Origin of the sequence: Thermosipho sp. 1070 (assembly GCF_001682135.1) — a bacterium.
In the GTDB taxonomy this organism is placed as follows: Bacteria; Thermotogota; Thermotogae; order Thermotogales; family Fervidobacteriaceae; genus Thermosipho; species Thermosipho affectus.
On sequence record NZ_CP007121.1, the window covers coordinates 1,675,904 to 1,694,354 of the forward strand.

The window sequence follows — 18,451 nt, forward strand, 5'->3', positions numbered from 1 at the left end:
TAATGTATGATTTATCACATATAAAAAGAATTCTTAAAATGGTCAAAAGGTTAGCAACACATTGTGAAAACGAAATAGATATGGATTTAATTATATATGGTGCTTATTTTCATGGAATCCTTTATGAAAAAGAAAAACAAATATTGAAAATTTTTAAAACTAAAGAATTGTCAAAGGAAAAAATTAATAAGATAATTCAGGTTTCCTGGAAATCTCAAAAGAAAAAAAACTCCTGTAACATTATAAGGGAAAATCCTTCATTGGGCTCACTTAATTGAAGGAGGTAAGACTTTCATAATTTGAAATCCTTAATTGCTGGTACTTTAAGAGGTCAAGTATTAGAAGAAACAATAGAGTATATTGAAAAAAACATACTTGGAAAATTCAAGCCTTACCTTTCAGAAACACAGAATCTCTATATCGATAAAGAAGAATTTGCAAGGAAGTTTTTAAAAGAGTTAAAAGAAAATTTGTGATTACTGAAAAGGAGGAATTTGTATGAAAAAAGGTGATAGATTGTTCGTTAGAATAGATTATAGAATTAAAGATATTAAATTTGGACCAACAGATTTTGAAGATCATTTAAAATAGTTAAACGATGTCGCAGCTAAGAAGTATTTTATTGGTGGAGGTTTCTTAAATGAAGATGACGGAATGCTTATTTTTGAAGCAACAGATTTAGATGAAGCTACTGAAATTGCAAACAATTATCCTATAATAAAAAGAAAATTGTATACTTATAAACTGTTTGAGTGGGAGTTAGTTGTTCTTTCTAATAAAAACGGTTATTGATACTTTTTTCATGGTTTTTTATCTATAATTTTTATAAGTCTTTCTATTTGTGGATCTTTTTTATTCAGTATATCTTCCATCGTTGTATAAACTTCGATATCAGGGTATAGGCGTCCTCCGGATCGTTATTAATGTTAGGCCTCACCCATTTTTTGTGGGATACATAAAATTTAAATCCTGAAATTGGTAGTTGAAATCTTAAAATGTCTCCGTAGCTGGATGGTTGGTTTCCTGTTGGAGTGCCTATTATCGTTCCTAAAAATGTAAAAAAAAGGATTATTATTGTTGGTTAGATATTACTGTTTAGAAGAATTATAGAAAAATTCAAGTTTTTCCTTTAATCTATAGGCTTTTCCTTTAATTAAGATTACGTGGGAATGGTGTGATAGTCTATCTAATATTGCTTGAGATAGTACAGGAGAACCAAATATCTCGCTCCATTCTGATAACGGAGTATTGGTTGTTATTATTGTTGAATGTTTTTCATATCTTTTTGAGATTAGTTGGAAGAATATATTTGCTCCATCTCTATCTATTGGTAAACATCCTATTTCATCTATTATTAATACTTTGTATTTTGCAAAGTGTTTAAGTCTTACTTCTAATCTATTTTCTTTTAGAGTTTTTTTTCAATTGAGCTATTAATTCTTGGAAATGTATAAAATATGTTGAATATCTATATTTTTCTATTCTTAATGAAACTGCAAGATGCGTTTTACCAAATCCTGAAGTACCTACAAATAATATATTTTCATTATTTTCTATAAATATTAAGCTTTTTAAATCTAAAAGTAGTTTTCATTAATTTTTAGATTAACTATTTTTCCTATGTATTCTGTTGGAAAGGAGTATTTATTCCCTTTGTAGTATATTGTAGTATATTAATGAATCTTTAACCTTAACAGAGTGGTCTACATATGATTCAACGATGTGTCTTCTTGTCAAGTGGGATAAATACTCTTTTTTTGAAATAACAATAATGGCGGAACATTTGTTGCTTGATTTAATTGTGTGTTAACTTTTTTATTTATTCTCCTAATTATATCTTTTAGTTCTTCCTCATTTTCAAAAGCGTAATCATATGCTAATAACCAATTTAAAAATTTATTTGCTGAATCTACTTTCCCTTTAGTATATGAGTGTCTTGGTTTACATAATTTAATTTTAAACCCAAAATCTGCTGCAAAAGCTTTCATCTTGTTGTTTATTTTTCTCCCACTTTCAGTGATGTCAACAACAGATTTCATATTGTCAAATAATATCTTTTGAGGAACACCACCTGTAGTTTTAAATGCATTGATTAAACATTCAAAAATATCTTGTTGTGTCTTGCTTTGTCTGTATTCAAAGTAACAGTATCTTGAATATCCCAATTTGTAATTAAATACATTTACTACAAATTCTTCACCACTCTTTGAATGTAGCTTCATATTTTCTTTTCAATCTACTTGAGCTTGAATACCAGGTAAAGTTTCAAATCTTGCGTGTCCTTTAGAAGCTTTCTCTGGTCTCAACCCATTCCTTTTTACATATTTCCTAAAGTTTGAATATATCCCTACCACTCCCCCTTCTTCATCTCTTAATCTTTCATATGCTGCTCTAATCGTGATACCTTTAATTGACATTAACATCGATATCTTTTCAAAATATTTATCTAACTTGCTAGATTTGTTCCTTTTTTTAGGCTTCCCCTGATATCCTTCCCAATATTTCTTTACTGTCCTTCTGTCTATCCCGTATATCCTGGCTAATTCAGAAAAGTTCGGTCTCAAATCCATCCCCCTTAACATTTCCAAATGTTGTTTGACTTTTTCCATCTCTGGTATCCCTCCTTCCTTTGGAAGGATACCATTTATGTACATTTTTGTTCATTTTTATTTTCCTCTTCTTGGTCATTTGTATTTTACCATTTACATCTTTGGTTTTTGTGTAATATTCAGTAATATGTGCTTCTTGAAATCCATACTATTTTACACAATATTTTAATGCTGAATTCTTTGTTTAGTTGGTTTATTACTTCAATCTTTGTTTTTTATTTCTTTTTCTTCAAGTATCTTTTTCATAGAGAGCTTCAAATATGCATTCTCAGCTCTCAACTTTCCATTTCTTATTCTAAAGTTTTCTTCTTTGGCCTACCTCTTTTTAGTTCAACAGTAAGATAGCTGTTAATCTACAAACGAACTCTGCTTTGATCAATACCCAAAAGAGAAGAAATGATTCTTTTTGGAAGTTTCTCTTCAAAGTGAAGTCTAATGACTTCTTATCTTAGTTTAGAATAATATTTCTTAAATTTCTGCCCTTTTTTGTCAAAAAAATACACCCCCTCGTTGGTTTTATTGTACTACTTCGGGGTGCTTTTTTTATTGTTTCATTTTTCATAATATGATTAAAAGCTATTTTAATTTTTCTTTTTTTACATTATTAAAAACTACGGGATTATTTTTGATTATAAAGTAGATTAATGTTAATCTTTATTTTCCATCAACGACCAAATAAGTTGGCTCTTTTTTTCATTAGGGGTTATAGCTCTGTTTTTGGATTGTTGATTGGATTTAGCTATTTTCTATAGTATTATGATTCTTACAGATAGACCTTTGTATGGAGAAACTAATAAATCTCTAACTTTTGTTTTATTCTAAACAAAAGGTCTTTGAATGTCGAATAATGCTATATCTTCAGTGTCAATTAAAGATAGCAAGTTACCTATTTGTCAATGCGTTAGAGCAAATAGCATATTTACATTGGTGTTATTTTGTATTGTAATCTTTTTATACATAAATAATTAATATAATTTGTATGTTATGTTTTGTAATGCTTCTACTATGATATTATACATTAATTAAGTCGTTTGAAAAAAAGTTTTTAATAAAAAATAAATATATTACAAAGTCGATTTTCTTTCGGAGAAATATTTTTTTGAAGTTACAGCTATATATAAATATAATCAAGCAGAAATACCATTTAAGAAGTATTTAAGTGGTGTATTTATATTGTGTTTAACGATATTGTTACGTTGTTGAAATTGAAAGAATATTGATTCTTTGTTATTATGAAGTAGTGTAGCTTTTTTATAAAAGCTTTGTCACAATTATTTTAAATAGGAGGTATAAAGTATGAACAAATTATTTAAAGTACGGGTAGTAGCTTTATTAGTTCTTCTTGTTTTCACCACGGGTTTGTATTTTGGTGAAAGCGTTTCTTTGAAAAATTATGTGCTTGTAACTGTAAATTCGAAAGTTAAAATTATGGATTTTAGTGATCCAATGTATCCAGAAGAAGTTAGCCAATTTTATGCAAAAACTGCTAATAGATCATACGTTAATGGAAATTATGTATATGTTACAGCTAAAAAAAATGGTCTTATGATATTTGATATATCTGATTTAACAAATCCAAAACAAGTTGCAACTGTTAACACTAATGGTGAAACATATGCTCTATATATAAGAGATAATTATGCCTATGTTGTAAATAAAAAAAGATTTTTTGTAATATTTGACATATCTAATCCTGAAAGTCCAAAGCAGATTAGTCAGCTTGAGTTATTAAGTAATACTAATTCATCTATAAGGATGGCGGATATATGGGTTGAAGGAAAGTATGCATATGTAGCTTGTAAAAGTGATGGTTTTGTGATAATTGATGTATCAAATCCTAAAAGTCCAAAATTAGTTAGAATAATTAATAATAAAGAGTTCTTTGATAATGACAGCGACTCGTTTGCAGTAACAGTCGGAATATATGCAAAAAAAGATTATCTGTATATGATAGATTGGAGATTTGAATTAGTAGTATATAAAATATCTAAGCCTACAAAACCAAGACCAGTTACAAATCTTGAACTTGGAGAAGGCTCTGTTAATGATATATTTGTGAAAGGAAAGTATGCGTATATTTCACTTAATAAAGGTGTTGCAGTAGTGGATATATCTAACCCTAAAAAACCAAAGAAAATTGTAATGTACAAGACTAATGATTCTGTGCCAGGAAAAGTATATGTCTTAGGAAATTATGCATATGTTCCAGTGGGGTATAAATTAGAAATAGTTGACATATCCAATATAAAAAGACCGAAGAAAGTTAAAACTCTTAAATTAGATGGATATGGACCGCGCGTAACTGGTTTAGGTGAATAATAAAAAGAAATATAAATATTTCAAAAAAATGGCTTCGGTGAAGTTTCGAAGCCATTTTTTTAATAATATGATTTATTAAGTGCGTAGTTAAAAGGGGTTAAATCTTTCACATGTATGTGTTCGGAATGACAAGAAAAGGAAATACATCTTAAAATAACAAAAGATCAGGGTGTATTTTAGAATGATGGGAGGATCTAGCGAACTTCAGAATAAGAAAAGAATAAGCTTCCTTGGAATAACAAGCGAATATGTTTCTGAATATACCTGAAAAAAAGTTTTGAAAATCGTTGGAAATCTCAATTTTTCTCTTATAAACGAGCAGTCAATCTTTGCAAAAGTATGGCTAGAACTGTTGGTCTTGTACTTCTGTCAACATCAGCTTCATTTTATATGGAAATAATTAGTGGAGTGGAAGATATTCTTTCTGCTAATAACTATTATAGCTTTTTATGACATTTGAAACTTTAAATGATAAAGAAACAATTTGTAAAAAAATCGTTTATTATTAGAAAAAAAGCAAGTGGATGAACTTATCGTTTTTGATCTAGAAGCGAGTGAGGCTTTTGTACATCAAATGTCAGAAATTAAGAAACCGTGTGTATATCTTGAAAAAATTTAAAAGTTCTAATATATACGGCCTCATTTGATAATGAATTTTGAAGTTTGCTTACTATGCAGCACCTCTTGGAAGCTCATGGCTTCGAAAAAATAGTTTTTGTTATGAGTCTTTTTGATAGTTATCATGTTTTGTAGAGATTAGAAAGTTATAGAAGAAAACTTTTAGAGTAGTGGAATAAAGTATGATGAGTCGTTTGTTTTTTTGGATAATTTTACAAAAGAAGACATGGAAAAAGTGAGTGAGGCTATTTTTTTAATCGACCCTGAAGCGATTTTTGCTTCAAACGATGAAATAGCTTTTGGATTTGGTTACAGGGCAAAACAGCTTGGCCATTTACCTATTGAGATACATGCTATAGTAGGTTTTGATGATGATCGTTGAGCAGAATCTTTCTCTTACAACAGTGCGACAACCAAAAATGCCAATAAAAGTTAAATTTCATACAAACGTTCTTGTAAGAAAATTTTGTGGTTGTTGTTTTAAGAGTGATTTTTAAACAACGTGTATGTAACCATAGTTTGTTTTATAAAAAGGCATAGATATATTTTGGATACGAATACTTTTTTGATGATTGTTGTGAATACATAATAAAACGCCAAAAACACCATGCCCTTGGATAAATTTTATTTCTAATGGAAATTAGCAATTTCAAAATTGAATAGAATAGCAAGATGGCGCCTATTATAAAAGATGATTAGAGGAAATATATTTACATTTGTGATGTTGTTATCGGCGATATTCGGTTTCCTTTTTTCATGATTAAAGATATTTGTTTCAGGAGAAAACCTAGTTGAAATTTGGATTCTCGCTTTAAAAAATGAGAAAGAAGTTGAAAGAAAACTTATTTGAGTCTTTTTAAAAAATAAAGAGATATAATTGTTATGTGAAAAATTAAACAAAAAACTATTTGGATAACTCTATTAAATTGTACAACACAAATTTTGCATATCATGTGTTCTAGGTATTTTCGTGGTTTACCTTTCTTTTTAGAATATTGCAAAATAAATTTGTAAAATTCTTTGTTGAATTTATAACTTCATCTTTCCCTTTTTTTCCTTTTTTGAACAGGCTTGCTTGAAAAATTGACTTAAGTAAAAAATTTTATTATACTTATGAGTAGGAAGGGATGAGATATGTGGTAATTTCATATTATATGTATGTGGGATTTTCGATACTTTCAAATATTTTATATTTTTTCTATAAAGAGCTTGCAGAAGTTTTTTTGGGACTTTCATCAATCTCTTTTTTGATTTTTTTGTATGTAATAGGCTTAAAAATTAAAAGAGAATTAAAGATAAATGTTTTATCCATTTATTATATTGTTTTAAGTCTTGTAATTTTTTCCTTTTTTCCGCTTTATTTGACATCTTCTATTTTTACGTATTTCTTCTCGCAAACTCTTGCTTTACTGTTTGTGCTTTTATACTTAAAATTGATTTTGAGCGTTTTAAAGTCAAGACTATCTATTTTTAATCTAATTTTGTTTTCTATATTAACATTTGGAATATATTCTTATGTGTTTTTTTATAAATTAATAAAAGAAATTGAGAAAAGTTTGACCTGATAAAATAATTGAGTTAAAATATACATGTAAAGTGAATAATTTCCCGAGGGGAGCTCCATATTCCGGAGCTGAGAGGAAGGTGGAAACCTTCGACCCTTAGAACCTGAACCGGGTAATACCGGCGGAGGGACTGGGGAAGAGAAAAAAATGAAATTTTGCCCTCCGGTGGAGGGCAAAATTTTTTTAAGGAGGGATTTAAGATGTGGGATTTAGAAATTTCAAAAATTATAGTAGAAGAATTTACCGAGAAATTAAAAAAAAGTTTAGATGTAGATGTAGCAATTGTTGGAGGGGGGCCTAGTGCGTTAGCCGCTTCATATGTTTTATCGAAAAATGGGTTTAATGTGATAATTTTTGAAGAAAAAAATGAACCAGGAGGTGGGACATGGGGCGGAGGGATGTTATTTAATGAATTAGTTGTAGAGGAAGATGTTGAGTGGTTTTTAGAAGAGCTAGATATGAAATACAAGAAAACTAAAGGGTTTATTTCTATTGATTCCGTACATTTTGCTTCAGCTTTGTTGTACAATTCAACAAAAGTGGGTACAAAAATATTTAATAATGTTTTTGTAGAAGACGTTCTAATGAGCAAAGAGAGAATAAACGGTGTGGTAATTAATTGGGCACCTGTTATAAGGCAAAGATTACATGTTGATCCTATAACGGTAAAGGCAAAATATGTTATTGATGGTACTGGACATCCTGCAAGTGTAGTTAATATGGTTATAGATAGAAATTTATCAATTGACTTACCTCTAGGAAAAATAAGGGAGTTTCCTATGAATGCAAAAGAAGGTGAAAAATTTGTTCTTGAAAATACTAAAGAAATTTTCCCGGGGTTACTTGTAATGGGAATGGCCGCGGTATCTGTTGGGGGTGGTCCAAGAATGGGGCCAATATTCGGTGGTATGTTAAAGTCTGGAATTAAAATTGCAAATATTATTATCGAGAATATTGATGTTGAGGTGAAAGGATGACAATAATAGATGAAATAAAAAGTGGTAAGGTTCCTTCAATTCTTAATGAAATATCAAAAAAAGAAGGAAGAAGTATTGATTATCTTGTAAAAGGATTATTAGATGGGACAATAGTTATACCAAAAAATAATAATCATGTTTCTTTGAAAAATCCGATGGGGATAGGAAAGGGTTTAAAAATAAAAGTTAATGCAAATATTGGTACTTCTTTTGGATATGATGATTTTGAATATGAGTTAGAAAAGTATAGGACATCAAGAAAATATGGAGCAGATAGTGTAATGCTTCTTTCTACATGGGGAGATTTGGATTTTCAGAGAAAAGAGTTATTAACAATTTCGGATATTCCCGTAGGTACTGTTCCAATTTACGATGCAGCGGTCATAGCATATAAGGAAAATAGGAATGTTGTAGATTTTTCGGAAAAAGATTTTTTGAAAATATTTGAAAAACATGCAAAACAAGGTGTAGATTTTGTTACTTTACATGTTAGTATTACAAAAGATATTGTAAAAAAACTAAAAAAATCTAATAGAATAATGAAAATAGTAAGTCGTGGCGGTTCTATTATTGCAGGTTGGATAATTAAAAATGGATTTGAAAATCCGTTTTATAGATACTTTGATGAAGTTTTAGATATTGCTAGAGAATATGATGTTACACTGAGTTTAGGAGATTCTTTAAGGCCCGGGAATTTATTTGATTCGTTGGATAGGTTACAATTAGAAGAGTGGTTTATATTTGAAGAGTTAGTTGAAAAAGCTCGAAGTAAGAATGTTCAAGTAATACTGGAGGGGCCTGGGCATGTTCCAATTGATCAAATAGAGTCTACTGTTGAGTTAATGAAAAAGTATGGGAAAAATGCTCCAGTGTTTTTACTTGGGCCAATAGTTTTAGATGTTGCACCTGGATATGATCATATTACCTCATCGATTGGAGCGGCAATTGCCGCAAAAAGTGGAGCGGATTTTATTTGTTATGTAACTCCCTCGGAACATTTATCATTGCCTTCTGTTGAAGATGTAAAATTAGGGGTTATTTCTTCTAAAATTGCGGCAATGGCTGTAGATTTTTCAAGAGGAAAATTTATTGAGGAAAATTATAAAGTAGCTATTTCAAGAAAAACCTTAAATTTTGAAAACATAAAAGAAGTTGTTTTAGACAAGGAGATAGTTGATAAATATTTAAAGAATAGACCGTTTCACGGGAAAGGTTGTTCAATGTGTGGACCATTTTGTTCATTAAAAATTGTAGAGGAGTATTTGAAAGAATGAAAATAGGAGTTTCAACGAGTGTTATAAGGAGTGATTTTAGATTTTTGAAGTATTTTTTGGAAAAATTCGAAGATTTAGATTTTTATGAATTAGGATTTTTGAGTCCATTATTTGTGAATAACTTGTTTAATTTGAAAAAGTCATTTGGAATACATGCTCCATTTATATTTAAGATGGATTTTCATCCTAAATTAACGTGCAATGATTATCATGAAACATTTAGGAAGATTAGGCAAAGTGCTTTTATGGCCAAGTATTTATCTGCCAAATATTTAATAGTACATTATCCAGATACATTACAATTGCAAGATTGGAAAGATAATTTTAAATTATTGGATGAATTAAAAGGTATTATTAAGATTAGGATTGAAAATACATTTGGGAATAAATATTTTTATGCGGCAAAAGATTACAAATTTTTATGTGAAGAATTGGGGTTGACTATGTGTATTGATATTGGACATCTTTTACTTGATGAAAGGATAAATCCATTTGATTTTATAGAAGAATTGTCAGATTTTGTAGAAGAATTTCATGTGTATTACGCAGATGATAAGACTTATAAAAAATGTCATCATTTACCGTGGTCTGATAATGAAAAATACATAAATTTGTTAAATTTTATAAAAGAATTTGATGTGGATATAGTAATTGAAGCAACACCAGACTGCAAAGGGTTAGATAGACTTTTGAATTTCTGGAGGTGAATTATGAAAAAATTATTAATAATTTCAGGATTTGATCCTTCGTCAGGTGCTGGTTTAATACAAGATGTTGGTATTGCTACTGCTATGGGGATGAGTGTATATTCAGCAGTCAGTGCATTTACCAAACAAACGCTCGAAAAGACATATAATGTAAAATTTAGAGAGATTTCAGAAATTTTAGATGAGATAGAGTTATTAGAAGATGTAAGTGTGGTAAAAGTTGGAGTAGCACAACCTAAAATAATAAAGGAATTGAGAAATCTTTTTAAAAATTCAACAATTGTTTGGAATCCGGTTTTGGAATCTTCAAGCGGATTTAAATTTTTAGATGAGGAAGAAGTAAAAAGATATATGAAATTTGCAGATTATATTGTTGTTAATAGCGTTGAAGCAAAGAAAGTTGGAATATTTGATAATATGGTTATTACAGGTGGACATGAAAATACGGAGATGATAGAAATAAAATATAAAGGTAAGGTTTTTCAACATGAAAGGATAAGAGGTAATTTTAGGGGGACAGGTTGTGTGTTTTCAACATTGTTTTCTTCGCTTTTGGTTTTAGGATATACTCCTGAAGAGTCAATCAAAAGGGCATCGGAAATTTTAGTTAGAGTTTTGAAGAGATCTAAAGACAGAGTGCAAGTTGAATTATTAACAAGAGAATGGCAAAAAGTTGAAGTCTTAGATGAATTAAATAGTATAGTAATGGATATTATGGAAATAGGTCATTTGACTATTCCAGAAGTTGGACAAAATGTTTCGTATGCATTACCTTGGGCGGAAAGTGAAGAGGAAGTGGCAAAGTTTCCCGGAAGAATAAGGTTGGTTTTTGGCAAGCCTCATTTTTTAGGTGATGCAACTTATAAGGGGAAATCTCATACTGCAAGGATGACACTGGAAATGATGAAAAAATTCCCTTATATAAGGTGTACGACAAATATAAAATTTAATGAAAAATACGTAGAAAAAGCAAATAAAATAGGTCTAAAAGTGTATGAGCATTTAAGAGATTCGGAGCCTAAAATGGTAAAAGAAAAAGAAGGACAGTCTTTGAGATGGGGAATTGCAAATATTATACAAGATTTAGATAAATCACCTGATATAATATATGATAAAGGTTTTTGGGGAAAAGAAGCAATGATAAGAGTTTTTGGAAGAAATCCTAGAGAGGTTATTGAAAAGGTAAAAAGTGTAATTTTCTAAAAAAGACTCCTTTATAGTTAAATATTGTTTTTTATTTATTGAATTTGCCTTATTTTGTGGTATTATATATTTAGGCAAACTAGAAAAAGGAGGATTTCTATGAAAAAAATTGCAGTTATGACTAGCGGTGGAGATGCTCCAGGAATGAATGCTGCTGTACGTGCTGTTGTTCGTTATGCTGTAAAAAATGATATAAAGGTTTTAGGTATTCAAAGAGGTTATGCTGGGTTATTGGATGAAGATTTTATAGAAATGGATTTTGCATCTGTTGGGGGAATAATGGAAAAAGGAGGGACTATCCTAAGAAGTAGTAGATGCCCTGAATTTGTAAGAAAAGAGACTAGAAGGGAAGCAGCATCAATTCTTGCAAAGCATGGAGTAGAAGGATTAATTGTAATTGGTGGAGAAGGTAGTTTACACGGTGCGATGTTTTTAGAAGAGGAACAAAAGGTACCAGTTGTAGGAATTCCAGGAACGATAGATAACGATATTGCAATGACTGATATGAGCATTGGAGTAGATACATGCTTAAACACTGTTGTTGATGCTATACAAAAATTAAAAGATACTGCATCATCGCATGAAAGAGCATTTATTGTAGAAGTTATGGGGCGTTCATCTGGTTACATTGCTACAGTGGCTGGGTTAGTTACTGGAGCAGAAGCTATAGTAATTCCAGAAATACCCGTTAATTATGAAGCTCTTGGAAATAAGATCCTGAAGGAAAGAGAAAGGGGAAAAATTAATTGTATAGTTGTAGTGGCAGAAGGTGCGGCAAGTGCTTATACAGTTGCAAGACATCTTGAACATAGAATAGGATATGAGACTAGAATAACAATATTAGGACACATTCAACGTGGAGGTTCCCCTACTGCTTTTGATAGATTGTTGGCATCTAGAATGGGAGTTGCAGCTGTTGAGTTTTTAAAAAGGGGTCAAAGTTATGTTATGATGGCTTTACAGGGAGGAAAAATTGTTCCAGTAAAGCTCGATGAAGTATTAAAACAAAAGAAGTCATTGAATATGGAATTAGTGGAATTAACGGCTTTATTGTCATGATGGTAGTAAAGTTTAGCAATGGGTATGTTTGGAAAGATGGTAACTTTGTAAAAAAGGACTTTTTTGTAGAAGGAAACAAATTTGTTTATCCAAAAAAATTTGATAAAGAAGTTAACCTGGAAGGGAAATATATTCTTCCGGGTTTTTCTGATTCACATGCACATATTTTAGGTGTAGGAATAAAAAAATTAACTTTAGATTTAAGTGATGAAAATTTTGAAAAAATTCTAGATATAGATAGTGATATAATTTTAGGAAGAGGCTGGGAAAAGATAGATAATAAAGATTTTTTTGATACAGTTAAATCTCCAGTTATTTTGATTAGAAAGTGTGGTCATGTTGCATTTCTAAATAGGAAAGCGCAAAGGCTTTTGAAAATTAACGATTATTATATTTTCGAAGATGAAATAGAAAAAATATGGGAATACATCCCTTCTGAATTTTTGGTAAGGGCTTTTAAAGAGGGGATAAATGAGTTTTTAAAACATGGGATTACGAGTGTACATTCAGATGATTTACATGGGATTTCATTTGAATTGTTAAAGAGACTTTTGAAAGAGAGTAAATTACGTGTATATGAAAAATTATGTACAAAAAATCCATGGGAATTTGAGTTTGGTAGCTATGGAATATCAAAAATTTTTGGTATAAAGCTTTTTGCAGATGGTTCATTAGGTGGTAAAACAGCATTTTTATCTAAAATGTATAAAAATAATAGTGGTTTTAGTATTTTTACTTTGCCGGATAATTTTAGTGATATAGTGAAATTTGCAGAGAAAAATAACTTGCAAGTATGTGTTCATACAATAGGTGATGAGGCACTAAGTAGAACTATTGAGGCATTTGGAAAGAAAACAGGTCATAGAATTATTCATGCACAATTTGTAAAAAAAAGGGACTTTGAAAAGCTATCTTCCTTTAGTTTTTCTGTACAACCTCATTTTTTCTTTGAAGATTTGAATTTAATATCTAGTGTTGATTTTAGTAATATACTTTTATATCCTTTTAGAAATATGTATGAAAATAATATTTTGATTTCTTTTTCAAGTGATGGACCAGTTTCACCAATTTCCCCTTTATATGTAATTCAAGCTGCTTTAAAATTGGGCTTTTCCTTTAGCGAGTCAATCTCATTGTATACTGAATTTTCTGGAAAACTAATTAAAGAAAATATTGGGGTTATAAAACCCCAATATCTGGCTGATTTTATTATTTTTAAAGATAAAACGTTAAGAAATTTAGAAAAAGTTTTTGTAAACGGTGAACTTGTTTATGATACCTTAACTCTGAATCCATAAGTTTGTCCTACTTTCCTTTTTAGATCTTTTATCATACCTTTAACACATTCAATACAACTTGTATCTACTTCAAATAGACAAATTTTATTTGGGTACAGTGTATAGTGTGGTCTGTATGGATTAGGGGTTAGATTTGGCATTATTACATTTGCCCCAGACTTAAGAGCCATTTGTCTTCCAAATGGATGAAGACTTCCCATAGCAGTGGTTGCAGGAATATTTGCAGTGGGAATTAATATTCTGGCAAGCGCTATTATTTTTAAGGTTAGTTTTAAATCACCACCTTTTGCATTTTTCAAAGGAGTATTTGGATTTGGAATAAATGGACCAATACCTATCATGTCTGAATCAAGTTCTTTTAAAAAGAGTAGATCTTTTGCTAATTCTCTAGCTCCTTGCCCGGGTAATCCAACCATGCACCCCGCTCCAACTTCATAGCCTAATTCTTTTAACTTAAAAAGGTGTTTTTTTCTATTTTCAAAAGTATCATGTGGATGAAGGTTATTGTATAATTCTTCATCTGCCGTTTCGTGTCTCATTAGGTATCTATCGGCACCGGCATCTTTCCAAATTTTATATTCTTTAAAATCTCTTTCACCAATGCTTAGAGTTATAGCAACGTTAAGTGATTTTATTCTTTTTATTAGCTTTTCAATTATTTCAGTGGTATAGTAAGGATCTTCACCTGACTGTAAAACTATTGTTTTTATGTTTTTTTCTGATATTAATTTAGCTCTTCTAAAAATTTCATCAGGGCTCATTCTGTATCTTTTTATTTTATTATTTGGGGCCCTTAATCCGCAATATAGACAATCCATTTTACAGTAGTTAGAAAATTCTATAATTGCTCTTATGTGTATTTCATCACCTACGTATTTTTTCCTAATTTCATCAGCAAATGATAAGATTTCATTGTCGTATTTGTTGGTAGATATTAGATATTCAAGTGTTTCAAGTGTAACATTATCTTTTTGAATTTTTTTCAGCATTTCTAGCATATTTTATCACCTCTAAAAGTAGTTTTCTTAAATATGCATCATCTTTGGAATGGATATTTTCACAGAAAATAATATATTCACTATCTTCATAAAGTACTTCCGGTGGGAGATAATATTCATTTCCCGCTTTTTCTATGAAACTTATTCTTTTACCAATTTTTTTGTTTATCCATATTTTACAATTGTATTTCTTTGCTATTTTATTTAACAAATCTTTTAGTTTAAAATCTGACATCTCTCTCACCTTTGTCTATTTTGTTTAGACCATCTTTTACTGTTTCTTTTTGTTTTGTGTCAAGTTTTTCTATTTCCGTTTTTATTATTTTTTTTCCTATTTTATACGTTTTTTCAGAAGCATAATCATTTAGGTATTCATTTAATGTAAATAATGCATTTGGAGTACAAAATCTTTTTACAAAACCTGGAATTGCAAATTCCATGAAGTGTTCGCCTGTTCTTCCTGCTCTATAACAAGCAGTACAAAAAGATGGGATGTAGTTTTCTTTTAAAAGTTCATAGATAACTTCATCTAATGTTCTTGTGTCGCCAAGAATAAATTGACTTTTTTTAATTACTTCTGGATCTTTTTCAGAATATGAACCAACACCTATGCTTGAGCCAGCATCAATTTGTGAAACTCCAAGTTTTAAAACTTCTCTTCTTATATTCATTGGTTCCCTTGCAGTTAATATTAACCCTGTATATGGCACAGCTAGTCTTAAGATGGCAACTATCTTTTTAAAATCTTCGTCGTTAACTTGATATGGAGGCCTTTTTGCTGTGGGAGTTCCAACAGCTGGTTCTATTCTTGGAAATGAAATTGTGTGAGGTCCTACTCCAAATCTTTCTTCAAGGTGAATGGTATGATAAATAAGACCCATAATTTCAAATTTCCAATCGTATAATCCAAATAAAGCTCCAATTCCAACATCATCAATTCCAGCAAGCATGGCTCTATCAAGTCCATATAGTCTCCACGCAAAATTAGATTTTGGCCCTCTAGGATGCATTTTTTTGTACGTTGGTATGTGATATGTTTCTTGAAATATTTGGAATGTTCCTATACCAACTTCTTTTATTATTTTATATCCTTCAACGGTTTGTGGTGCAGCATTGACATTTACTCTCCTTATTTCACCGTTTCCAACTTTTGTGTTATAAATATTATCAATTGTCTTTGCAATGAACTGAGGTGAATACATAGGATGTTCACCGTAGACAACTATAAGTCGTTTGTGACCTTTCGTTACAAGTGCTTTTACCTCATCTTTTAGTTTTTCTATAGATAGGGTTTTCCTAATAACATCTTTGTTTGAAATTCTAAATCCACAATATTCACAATCGTTTATACATTCGTTTCCTATATAAAGTGGTGCAAATAATACAATTCTATTTCCATATACTTTTTCTTTTAATTTTCTTGCTGCTTCAAAAATTTCTTCCCACAATTCATCCGAGTTGGCATTTAGTAAAGTTGCAACTTCATACGGTGTAAGCCTTTCTTTATTGAGTGATTTTTGGAGAATATTGCGTATTTTTTCACTTTCTGGATTTTTTGTAGATTTAAGTATGGAAAGAATTTCGCCAGTGTTAATAAAGGTTTTTTCATTTTCATTTTCTTTTACAAAAACATACATAATTATGCCTCCTTTTTTATTAATAAACTTTTTACTTTTACAGTTTTTAATTGTCCTAATTTTCCGGTAAAACTTCCAAGAGTATCATTATTTGCTTTGAAAAGCAAAAAGATAACAGCACTATTTTCTTCCTCAATAGGATATCCAACTCTTAATTTTATATACTTTGAGTAGTTATGTAATATCTCATTTACTTTGTCATATATATCGTTCCTGTTTCCTACCACAATATTTATAGAGTAGAAATTTTCCATAAAAAATCCCCCTTTCCAAAAATACCAAGGAAAGGGGGAAAAATCCCTTATAACATTTCACCCCTTTCCTTGGTCTCAGGTAGTTCCCTCAACCTCAGAAAGGAACTATTTAATTTCGAAAGATTACGTACTATTCAGCTGCTACTTTATTTTTAACTGATCTATCTGTATAGTGCGTATGTAACAGTTCGTGAGCAATGTGACTATATGGTTTTTCAAGGAATTCTTCATATAGTTTTTGAACATCTGGGTTTTCATGTGATCTTCTAAGTGTACTAAGTTCATCTATTGAATAAATAGCCATTGCACGTTTTTTGAGTATTTCTGGATCAAGGCTCTTTGGTTGTCCTCCACCACCGATACATCCACCAGGACAAGCCATAATTTCGATAAAATCGTAATATCTTTTTCCATCTCTTATGTCATCTAACAATTTTTTTACATTGGCTGTACCATGCGCAATTGCAATTTTTATTTTTTTACCTTCAATATCAATTTCTGCTTCTTTAATACCGTTTAATCCTCTTACATCGTCGAATTCTAGTTTTGGCAGTTGTTTGTTTGTTATTATTTCGTATGCGGTTCTAAGTGCAGCTTCCATAACTCCACCGGTTACACCGAATATTGCACCTGCACCAGTGGAAGTGCCAAGTGGATTGTCAAATTCTTCATCTTTTAATCCGGCAAAGTTAATTTCTTTTATTTTTATTAATTTTGCAAGTTCTCTTGTGGTTATGACGTAATCTGTTGGCTGAATTTCTCTTCCATCTTCGAGTTTAATTTTTTGCTGAGGTCTTTTTATTTCATCTTTTTTGGCAGTACATGGCATTACAGATACCATAACAATATCTTCTGGATCTACACCGATCTTCTTGGCAAAATATGTTTTAACTACTGAACTCATCATCTGTTGTGGAGATTTAGCACTTGATACATTTGGGATAAATTCAGGATATTCCTTTTCAAGAAGATTTATCCAACCTGGGCAACAACTTGTAAACATTGGAAATGGTCCGCCTTCTTTTAACCTTCCAATTAACTCTGTCCCTTCTTCCATAATAGTAAGGTCTGCTGCAAAGTTTGTGTCAAATACGTAATCAAAACCAAGTTTTTTTAAAGATGCGACCATTTTTCCTGTACTGACTGAGCCAGGTTCCATTCCAAATTCCTCGCCTATTGCAACCCTAACAGATGGAGCAGTTTGGGCAACTAATATTTTTTCTTTTCTTTCAATTAATTTTAATACTTTTTTCCAATCAGGAGTTTCATAAATTGCGCCTACTGGACACAAATACGCACATTGTCCACAAGAAATACAATTTGTTTCGTAAACTGGTTTGTCGAAGGCTGTTTGCGGAATAGTTTTATAACCTCTTTCAACCATTGAATAAATATTCATTCCCTGAATTTCGCTACAAACCCTTACACATCTTTGGCATTTAATACATCTTGAAAGGTCCCTTTGGATTGAAGGACTACTATCATCAAATACCTCAGATAAATCTGTGGGATTAAAAATAGGTCTTACATCGTATTTGTGAACTAATTTTTTAAGTTCACATCTTTGGTCGGCTTCACAATACATACAATCATTTGGATGATTTGCCATTATTAATGAAAGATTAAATTTTATTGCATTTTCAACTCTATCAGAATTTGTCCTAATTTTCATTCCATCAGTTATTTTAGTGGTACATGCTGGTTGTAAAGTTCGTGCTCCCTCAATTTCTACTACACAAATTCTACATGCACCAATAGGTTCAAGTTCAGGATGGTGACATAGCGTTGGAATTTGTATCCCCAACTTTTCCGCAGCTTCAAGGACAGTTATCCCGTCTGGTACCTCAAACTCTTTCCCGTTGAGAAAAATTTTTGCCATCATATCCCTCCTCTAGTTTATTAACATAAACGATATTTTTCACATTCTTAGCCA

21 protein-coding genes and 1 riboswitch are annotated in these 18,451 nt (G+C 30.6%); of the genes, 12 read left to right on the top strand and 9 right to left on the bottom strand.

What is annotated here, in order from left to right; translation table 11 throughout:
- The first annotated feature begins 2 nt into the window (after nucleotides 1-2).
- The 3 genes from Y592_RS09195 (at nucleotide 3) to Y592_RS09205 (ending at nucleotide 792) form a co-directional block, all read left to right on the top strand.
- Nucleotides 3-278: a hypothetical protein gene (locus tag Y592_RS09195; protein ID WP_198022707.1), complete on the top strand. Its 276-nt coding sequence runs from the start codon at nucleotides 3-5 to the stop codon at nucleotides 276-278.
- A gap of 21 nt (nucleotides 279-299) precedes the next feature.
- Nucleotides 300-476, top strand: coding sequence for a hypothetical protein (locus Y592_RS09200; RefSeq protein ID WP_198022708.1), 177 nt, complete (start codon nucleotides 300-302; stop codon nucleotides 474-476).
- 178 nt (nucleotides 477-654) lie between these two features.
- On the top strand, nucleotides 655-792 hold the full coding sequence (locus Y592_RS09205; RefSeq protein ID WP_198022709.1) for a hypothetical protein: 138 nt from the start codon (nucleotides 655-657) through the stop codon (nucleotides 790-792).
- Nucleotides 793-1,088: 296 nt separating this feature from the next.
- On the opposite strand, the gene Y592_RS09360 is transcribed toward Y592_RS09205, so the two are convergent.
- The 4 genes from Y592_RS09360 to Y592_RS09210 all read right to left on the bottom strand — a co-directional run bounded on the left by Y592_RS09360 (nucleotide 1,089) and on the right by Y592_RS09210 (nucleotide 2,609).
- Nucleotides 1,089-1,355 (bottom strand): ATP-binding protein, encoded by a 267-nt coding sequence (locus Y592_RS09360; RefSeq protein ID WP_443081308.1) that lies wholly within the window; start codon nucleotides 1,353-1,355, stop codon nucleotides 1,089-1,091.
- Nucleotides 1,356-1,398: 43 nt separating this feature from the next.
- Nucleotides 1,399-1,563 (bottom strand): ATP-binding protein, encoded by a 165-nt coding sequence (locus tag Y592_RS09365; RefSeq protein WP_369799927.1) that lies wholly within the window; start codon nucleotides 1,561-1,563, stop codon nucleotides 1,399-1,401.
- Nucleotides 1,564-1,733: 170 nt separating this feature from the next.
- Nucleotides 1,734-2,222, bottom strand: coding sequence for a DDE-type integrase/transposase/recombinase (locus Y592_RS08580; RefSeq protein ID WP_075666561.1), 489 nt, complete (start codon nucleotides 2,220-2,222; stop codon nucleotides 1,734-1,736).
- A gap of 9 nt (nucleotides 2,223-2,231) precedes the next feature.
- Nucleotides 2,232-2,609 carry a hypothetical protein gene (locus tag Y592_RS09210; RefSeq protein WP_075666562.1) on the bottom strand — a complete coding sequence of 126 codons (378 nt, stop codon included), beginning with the start codon at nucleotides 2,607-2,609 and terminating at the stop codon, nucleotides 2,232-2,234.
- 1,296 nt (nucleotides 2,610-3,905) lie between these two features.
- On the opposite strand from Y592_RS09210, the gene Y592_RS08590 reads away from it, so the two are divergent.
- The 9 genes from Y592_RS08590 to Y592_RS08630 all read left to right on the top strand — a co-directional run bounded on the left by Y592_RS08590 (nucleotide 3,906) and on the right by Y592_RS08630 (nucleotide 13,629).
- Nucleotides 3,906-4,928, top strand: a complete 1,023-nt coding sequence (locus Y592_RS08590) for an LVIVD repeat-containing protein (protein WP_075666563.1) — start codon at nucleotides 3,906-3,908, stop codon at nucleotides 4,926-4,928.
- An 820-nt stretch (nucleotides 4,929-5,748) separates the two neighbouring features.
- Entirely contained in the window at nucleotides 5,749-5,928 is a 180-nt protein-coding gene (locus Y592_RS08595) for a hypothetical protein (protein ID WP_075666564.1), read from the top strand.
- A 745-nt stretch (nucleotides 5,929-6,673) separates the two neighbouring features.
- Nucleotides 6,674-7,111 (top strand): DUF4234 domain-containing protein, encoded by a 438-nt coding sequence (locus Y592_RS08600; RefSeq protein WP_232218187.1) that lies wholly within the window; start codon nucleotides 6,674-6,676, stop codon nucleotides 7,109-7,111.
- A gap of 36 nt (nucleotides 7,112-7,147) precedes the next feature.
- A riboswitch (TPP riboswitch) is annotated at nucleotides 7,148-7,259 on the top strand.
- Between the two features lie 52 nt (nucleotides 7,260-7,311).
- Nucleotides 7,312-8,088 carry a sulfide-dependent adenosine diphosphate thiazole synthase gene (locus tag Y592_RS08605; protein WP_075666566.1) on the top strand — a complete coding sequence of 259 codons (777 nt, stop codon included), beginning with the start codon at nucleotides 7,312-7,314 and terminating at the stop codon, nucleotides 8,086-8,088.
- The gene (gene thiC / locus Y592_RS08610; RefSeq protein WP_075666567.1) at nucleotides 8,085-9,362 is read left to right on the top strand and encodes a phosphomethylpyrimidine synthase ThiC; all 1,278 of its coding nucleotides are present in this window, start codon (nucleotides 8,085-8,087) and stop codon (nucleotides 9,360-9,362) included. The genes Y592_RS08605 and thiC overlap by 4 nt, the downstream gene beginning before the upstream one ends.
- Nucleotides 9,359-10,069: a TIM barrel protein gene (locus tag Y592_RS08615; protein ID WP_075666568.1), complete on the top strand. Its 711-nt coding sequence runs from the start codon at nucleotides 9,359-9,361 to the stop codon at nucleotides 10,067-10,069. The genes thiC and Y592_RS08615 overlap by 4 nt, the downstream gene beginning before the upstream one ends.
- 3 nt (nucleotides 10,070-10,072) lie before the next feature.
- Nucleotides 10,073-11,272 (top strand): thiamine-phosphate synthase family protein, encoded by a 1,200-nt coding sequence (locus tag Y592_RS08620; protein WP_075666569.1) that lies wholly within the window; start codon nucleotides 10,073-10,075, stop codon nucleotides 11,270-11,272.
- 99 nt (nucleotides 11,273-11,371) lie between these two features.
- Nucleotides 11,372-12,331 carry a 6-phosphofructokinase gene (gene pfkA / locus Y592_RS08625; protein WP_075666570.1) on the top strand — a complete coding sequence of 320 codons (960 nt, stop codon included), beginning with the start codon at nucleotides 11,372-11,374 and terminating at the stop codon, nucleotides 12,329-12,331.
- The gene (locus Y592_RS08630; RefSeq protein WP_077288026.1) at nucleotides 12,328-13,629 is read left to right on the top strand and encodes an amidohydrolase; all 1,302 of its coding nucleotides are present in this window, start codon (nucleotides 12,328-12,330) and stop codon (nucleotides 13,627-13,629) included. Before pfkA ends, Y592_RS08630 begins: the two co-directional genes overlap by 4 nt.
- Here the strand turns inward: Y592_RS08630 and hydE are convergent.
- The 5 genes from hydE to Y592_RS08655 all read right to left on the bottom strand — a co-directional run bounded on the left by hydE (nucleotide 13,602) and on the right by Y592_RS08655 (nucleotide 18,397).
- Nucleotides 13,602-14,627 (bottom strand): [FeFe] hydrogenase H-cluster radical SAM maturase HydE, encoded by a 1,026-nt coding sequence (gene hydE / locus Y592_RS08635; protein WP_075666572.1) that lies wholly within the window; start codon nucleotides 14,625-14,627, stop codon nucleotides 13,602-13,604. The genes Y592_RS08630 and hydE overlap by 28 nt on opposite strands.
- Nucleotides 14,593-14,862, bottom strand: coding sequence for a hypothetical protein (locus Y592_RS08640; RefSeq protein WP_075666573.1), 270 nt, complete (start codon nucleotides 14,860-14,862; stop codon nucleotides 14,593-14,595). Before Y592_RS08640 ends, hydE begins: the two co-directional genes overlap by 35 nt.
- Nucleotides 14,849-16,264, bottom strand: coding sequence for a [FeFe] hydrogenase H-cluster radical SAM maturase HydG (gene hydG, locus Y592_RS08645; protein WP_075666574.1), 1,416 nt, complete (start codon nucleotides 16,262-16,264; stop codon nucleotides 14,849-14,851). The genes Y592_RS08640 and hydG overlap by 14 nt, the downstream gene beginning before the upstream one ends.
- A 2-nt stretch (nucleotides 16,265-16,266) precedes the next feature.
- Nucleotides 16,267-16,518: a TM1266 family iron-only hydrogenase system putative regulator gene (locus tag Y592_RS08650; protein WP_075666575.1), complete on the bottom strand. Its 252-nt coding sequence runs from the start codon at nucleotides 16,516-16,518 to the stop codon at nucleotides 16,267-16,269.
- A gap of 130 nt (nucleotides 16,519-16,648) precedes the next feature.
- Complete coding sequence (locus Y592_RS08655; protein WP_075666576.1) at nucleotides 16,649-18,397, bottom strand: NADH-dependent [FeFe] hydrogenase, group A6; 1,749 nt, start codon at nucleotides 18,395-18,397, stop codon at nucleotides 16,649-16,651.
- Between the last annotated feature and the right edge of the window lie 54 nt (nucleotides 18,398-18,451).

Coding starts and splice junctions, on each gene's coding strand:
- Y592_RS09195 (WP_198022707.1), top strand. CDS start 3: ATGTATGATTTATCACATATAAAAAGAATTCTTAAAATGGTCAAAAGG.
- Y592_RS09205 (WP_198022709.1), top strand. CDS start 655: ATGCTTATTTTTGAAGCAACAGATTTAGATGAAGCTACTGAAATTGCA.
- Y592_RS08580 (WP_075666561.1), bottom strand. CDS start 2,222: ATGAAGCTACATTCAAAGAGTGGTGAAGAATTTGTAGTAAATGTATTT.
- Y592_RS09210 (WP_075666562.1), bottom strand. CDS start 2,609: ATGGAAAAAGTCAAACAACATTTGGAAATGTTAAGGGGGATGGATTTG.
- Y592_RS08590 (WP_075666563.1), top strand. CDS start 3,906: ATGAACAAATTATTTAAAGTACGGGTAGTAGCTTTATTAGTTCTTCTT.
- Y592_RS08600 (WP_232218187.1), top strand. CDS start 6,674: ATGAGATATGTGGTAATTTCATATTATATGTATGTGGGATTTTCGATA.
- Y592_RS08605 (WP_075666566.1), top strand. CDS start 7,312: ATGTGGGATTTAGAAATTTCAAAAATTATAGTAGAAGAATTTACCGAG.
- thiC (WP_075666567.1), top strand. CDS start 8,085: ATGACAATAATAGATGAAATAAAAAGTGGTAAGGTTCCTTCAATTCTT.
- Y592_RS08615 (WP_075666568.1), top strand. CDS start 9,359: ATGAAAATAGGAGTTTCAACGAGTGTTATAAGGAGTGATTTTAGATTT.
- Y592_RS08620 (WP_075666569.1), top strand. CDS start 10,073: ATGAAAAAATTATTAATAATTTCAGGATTTGATCCTTCGTCAGGTGCT.
- pfkA (WP_075666570.1), top strand. CDS start 11,372: ATGAAAAAAATTGCAGTTATGACTAGCGGTGGAGATGCTCCAGGAATG.
- Y592_RS08630 (WP_077288026.1), top strand. CDS start 12,328: ATGATGGTAGTAAAGTTTAGCAATGGGTATGTTTGGAAAGATGGTAAC.
- hydE (WP_075666572.1), bottom strand. CDS start 14,627: ATGCTAGAAATGCTGAAAAAAATTCAAAAAGATAATGTTACACTTGAA.
- Y592_RS08640 (WP_075666573.1), bottom strand. CDS start 14,862: ATGTCAGATTTTAAACTAAAAGATTTGTTAAATAAAATAGCAAAGAAA.
- hydG (WP_075666574.1), bottom strand. CDS start 16,264: ATGTATGTTTTTGTAAAAGAAAATGAAAATGAAAAAACCTTTATTAAC.
- Y592_RS08650 (WP_075666575.1), bottom strand. CDS start 16,518: ATGGAAAATTTCTACTCTATAAATATTGTGGTAGGAAACAGGAACGAT.
- Y592_RS08655 (WP_075666576.1), bottom strand. CDS start 18,397: ATGGCAAAAATTTTTCTCAACGGGAAAGAGTTTGAGGTACCAGACGGG.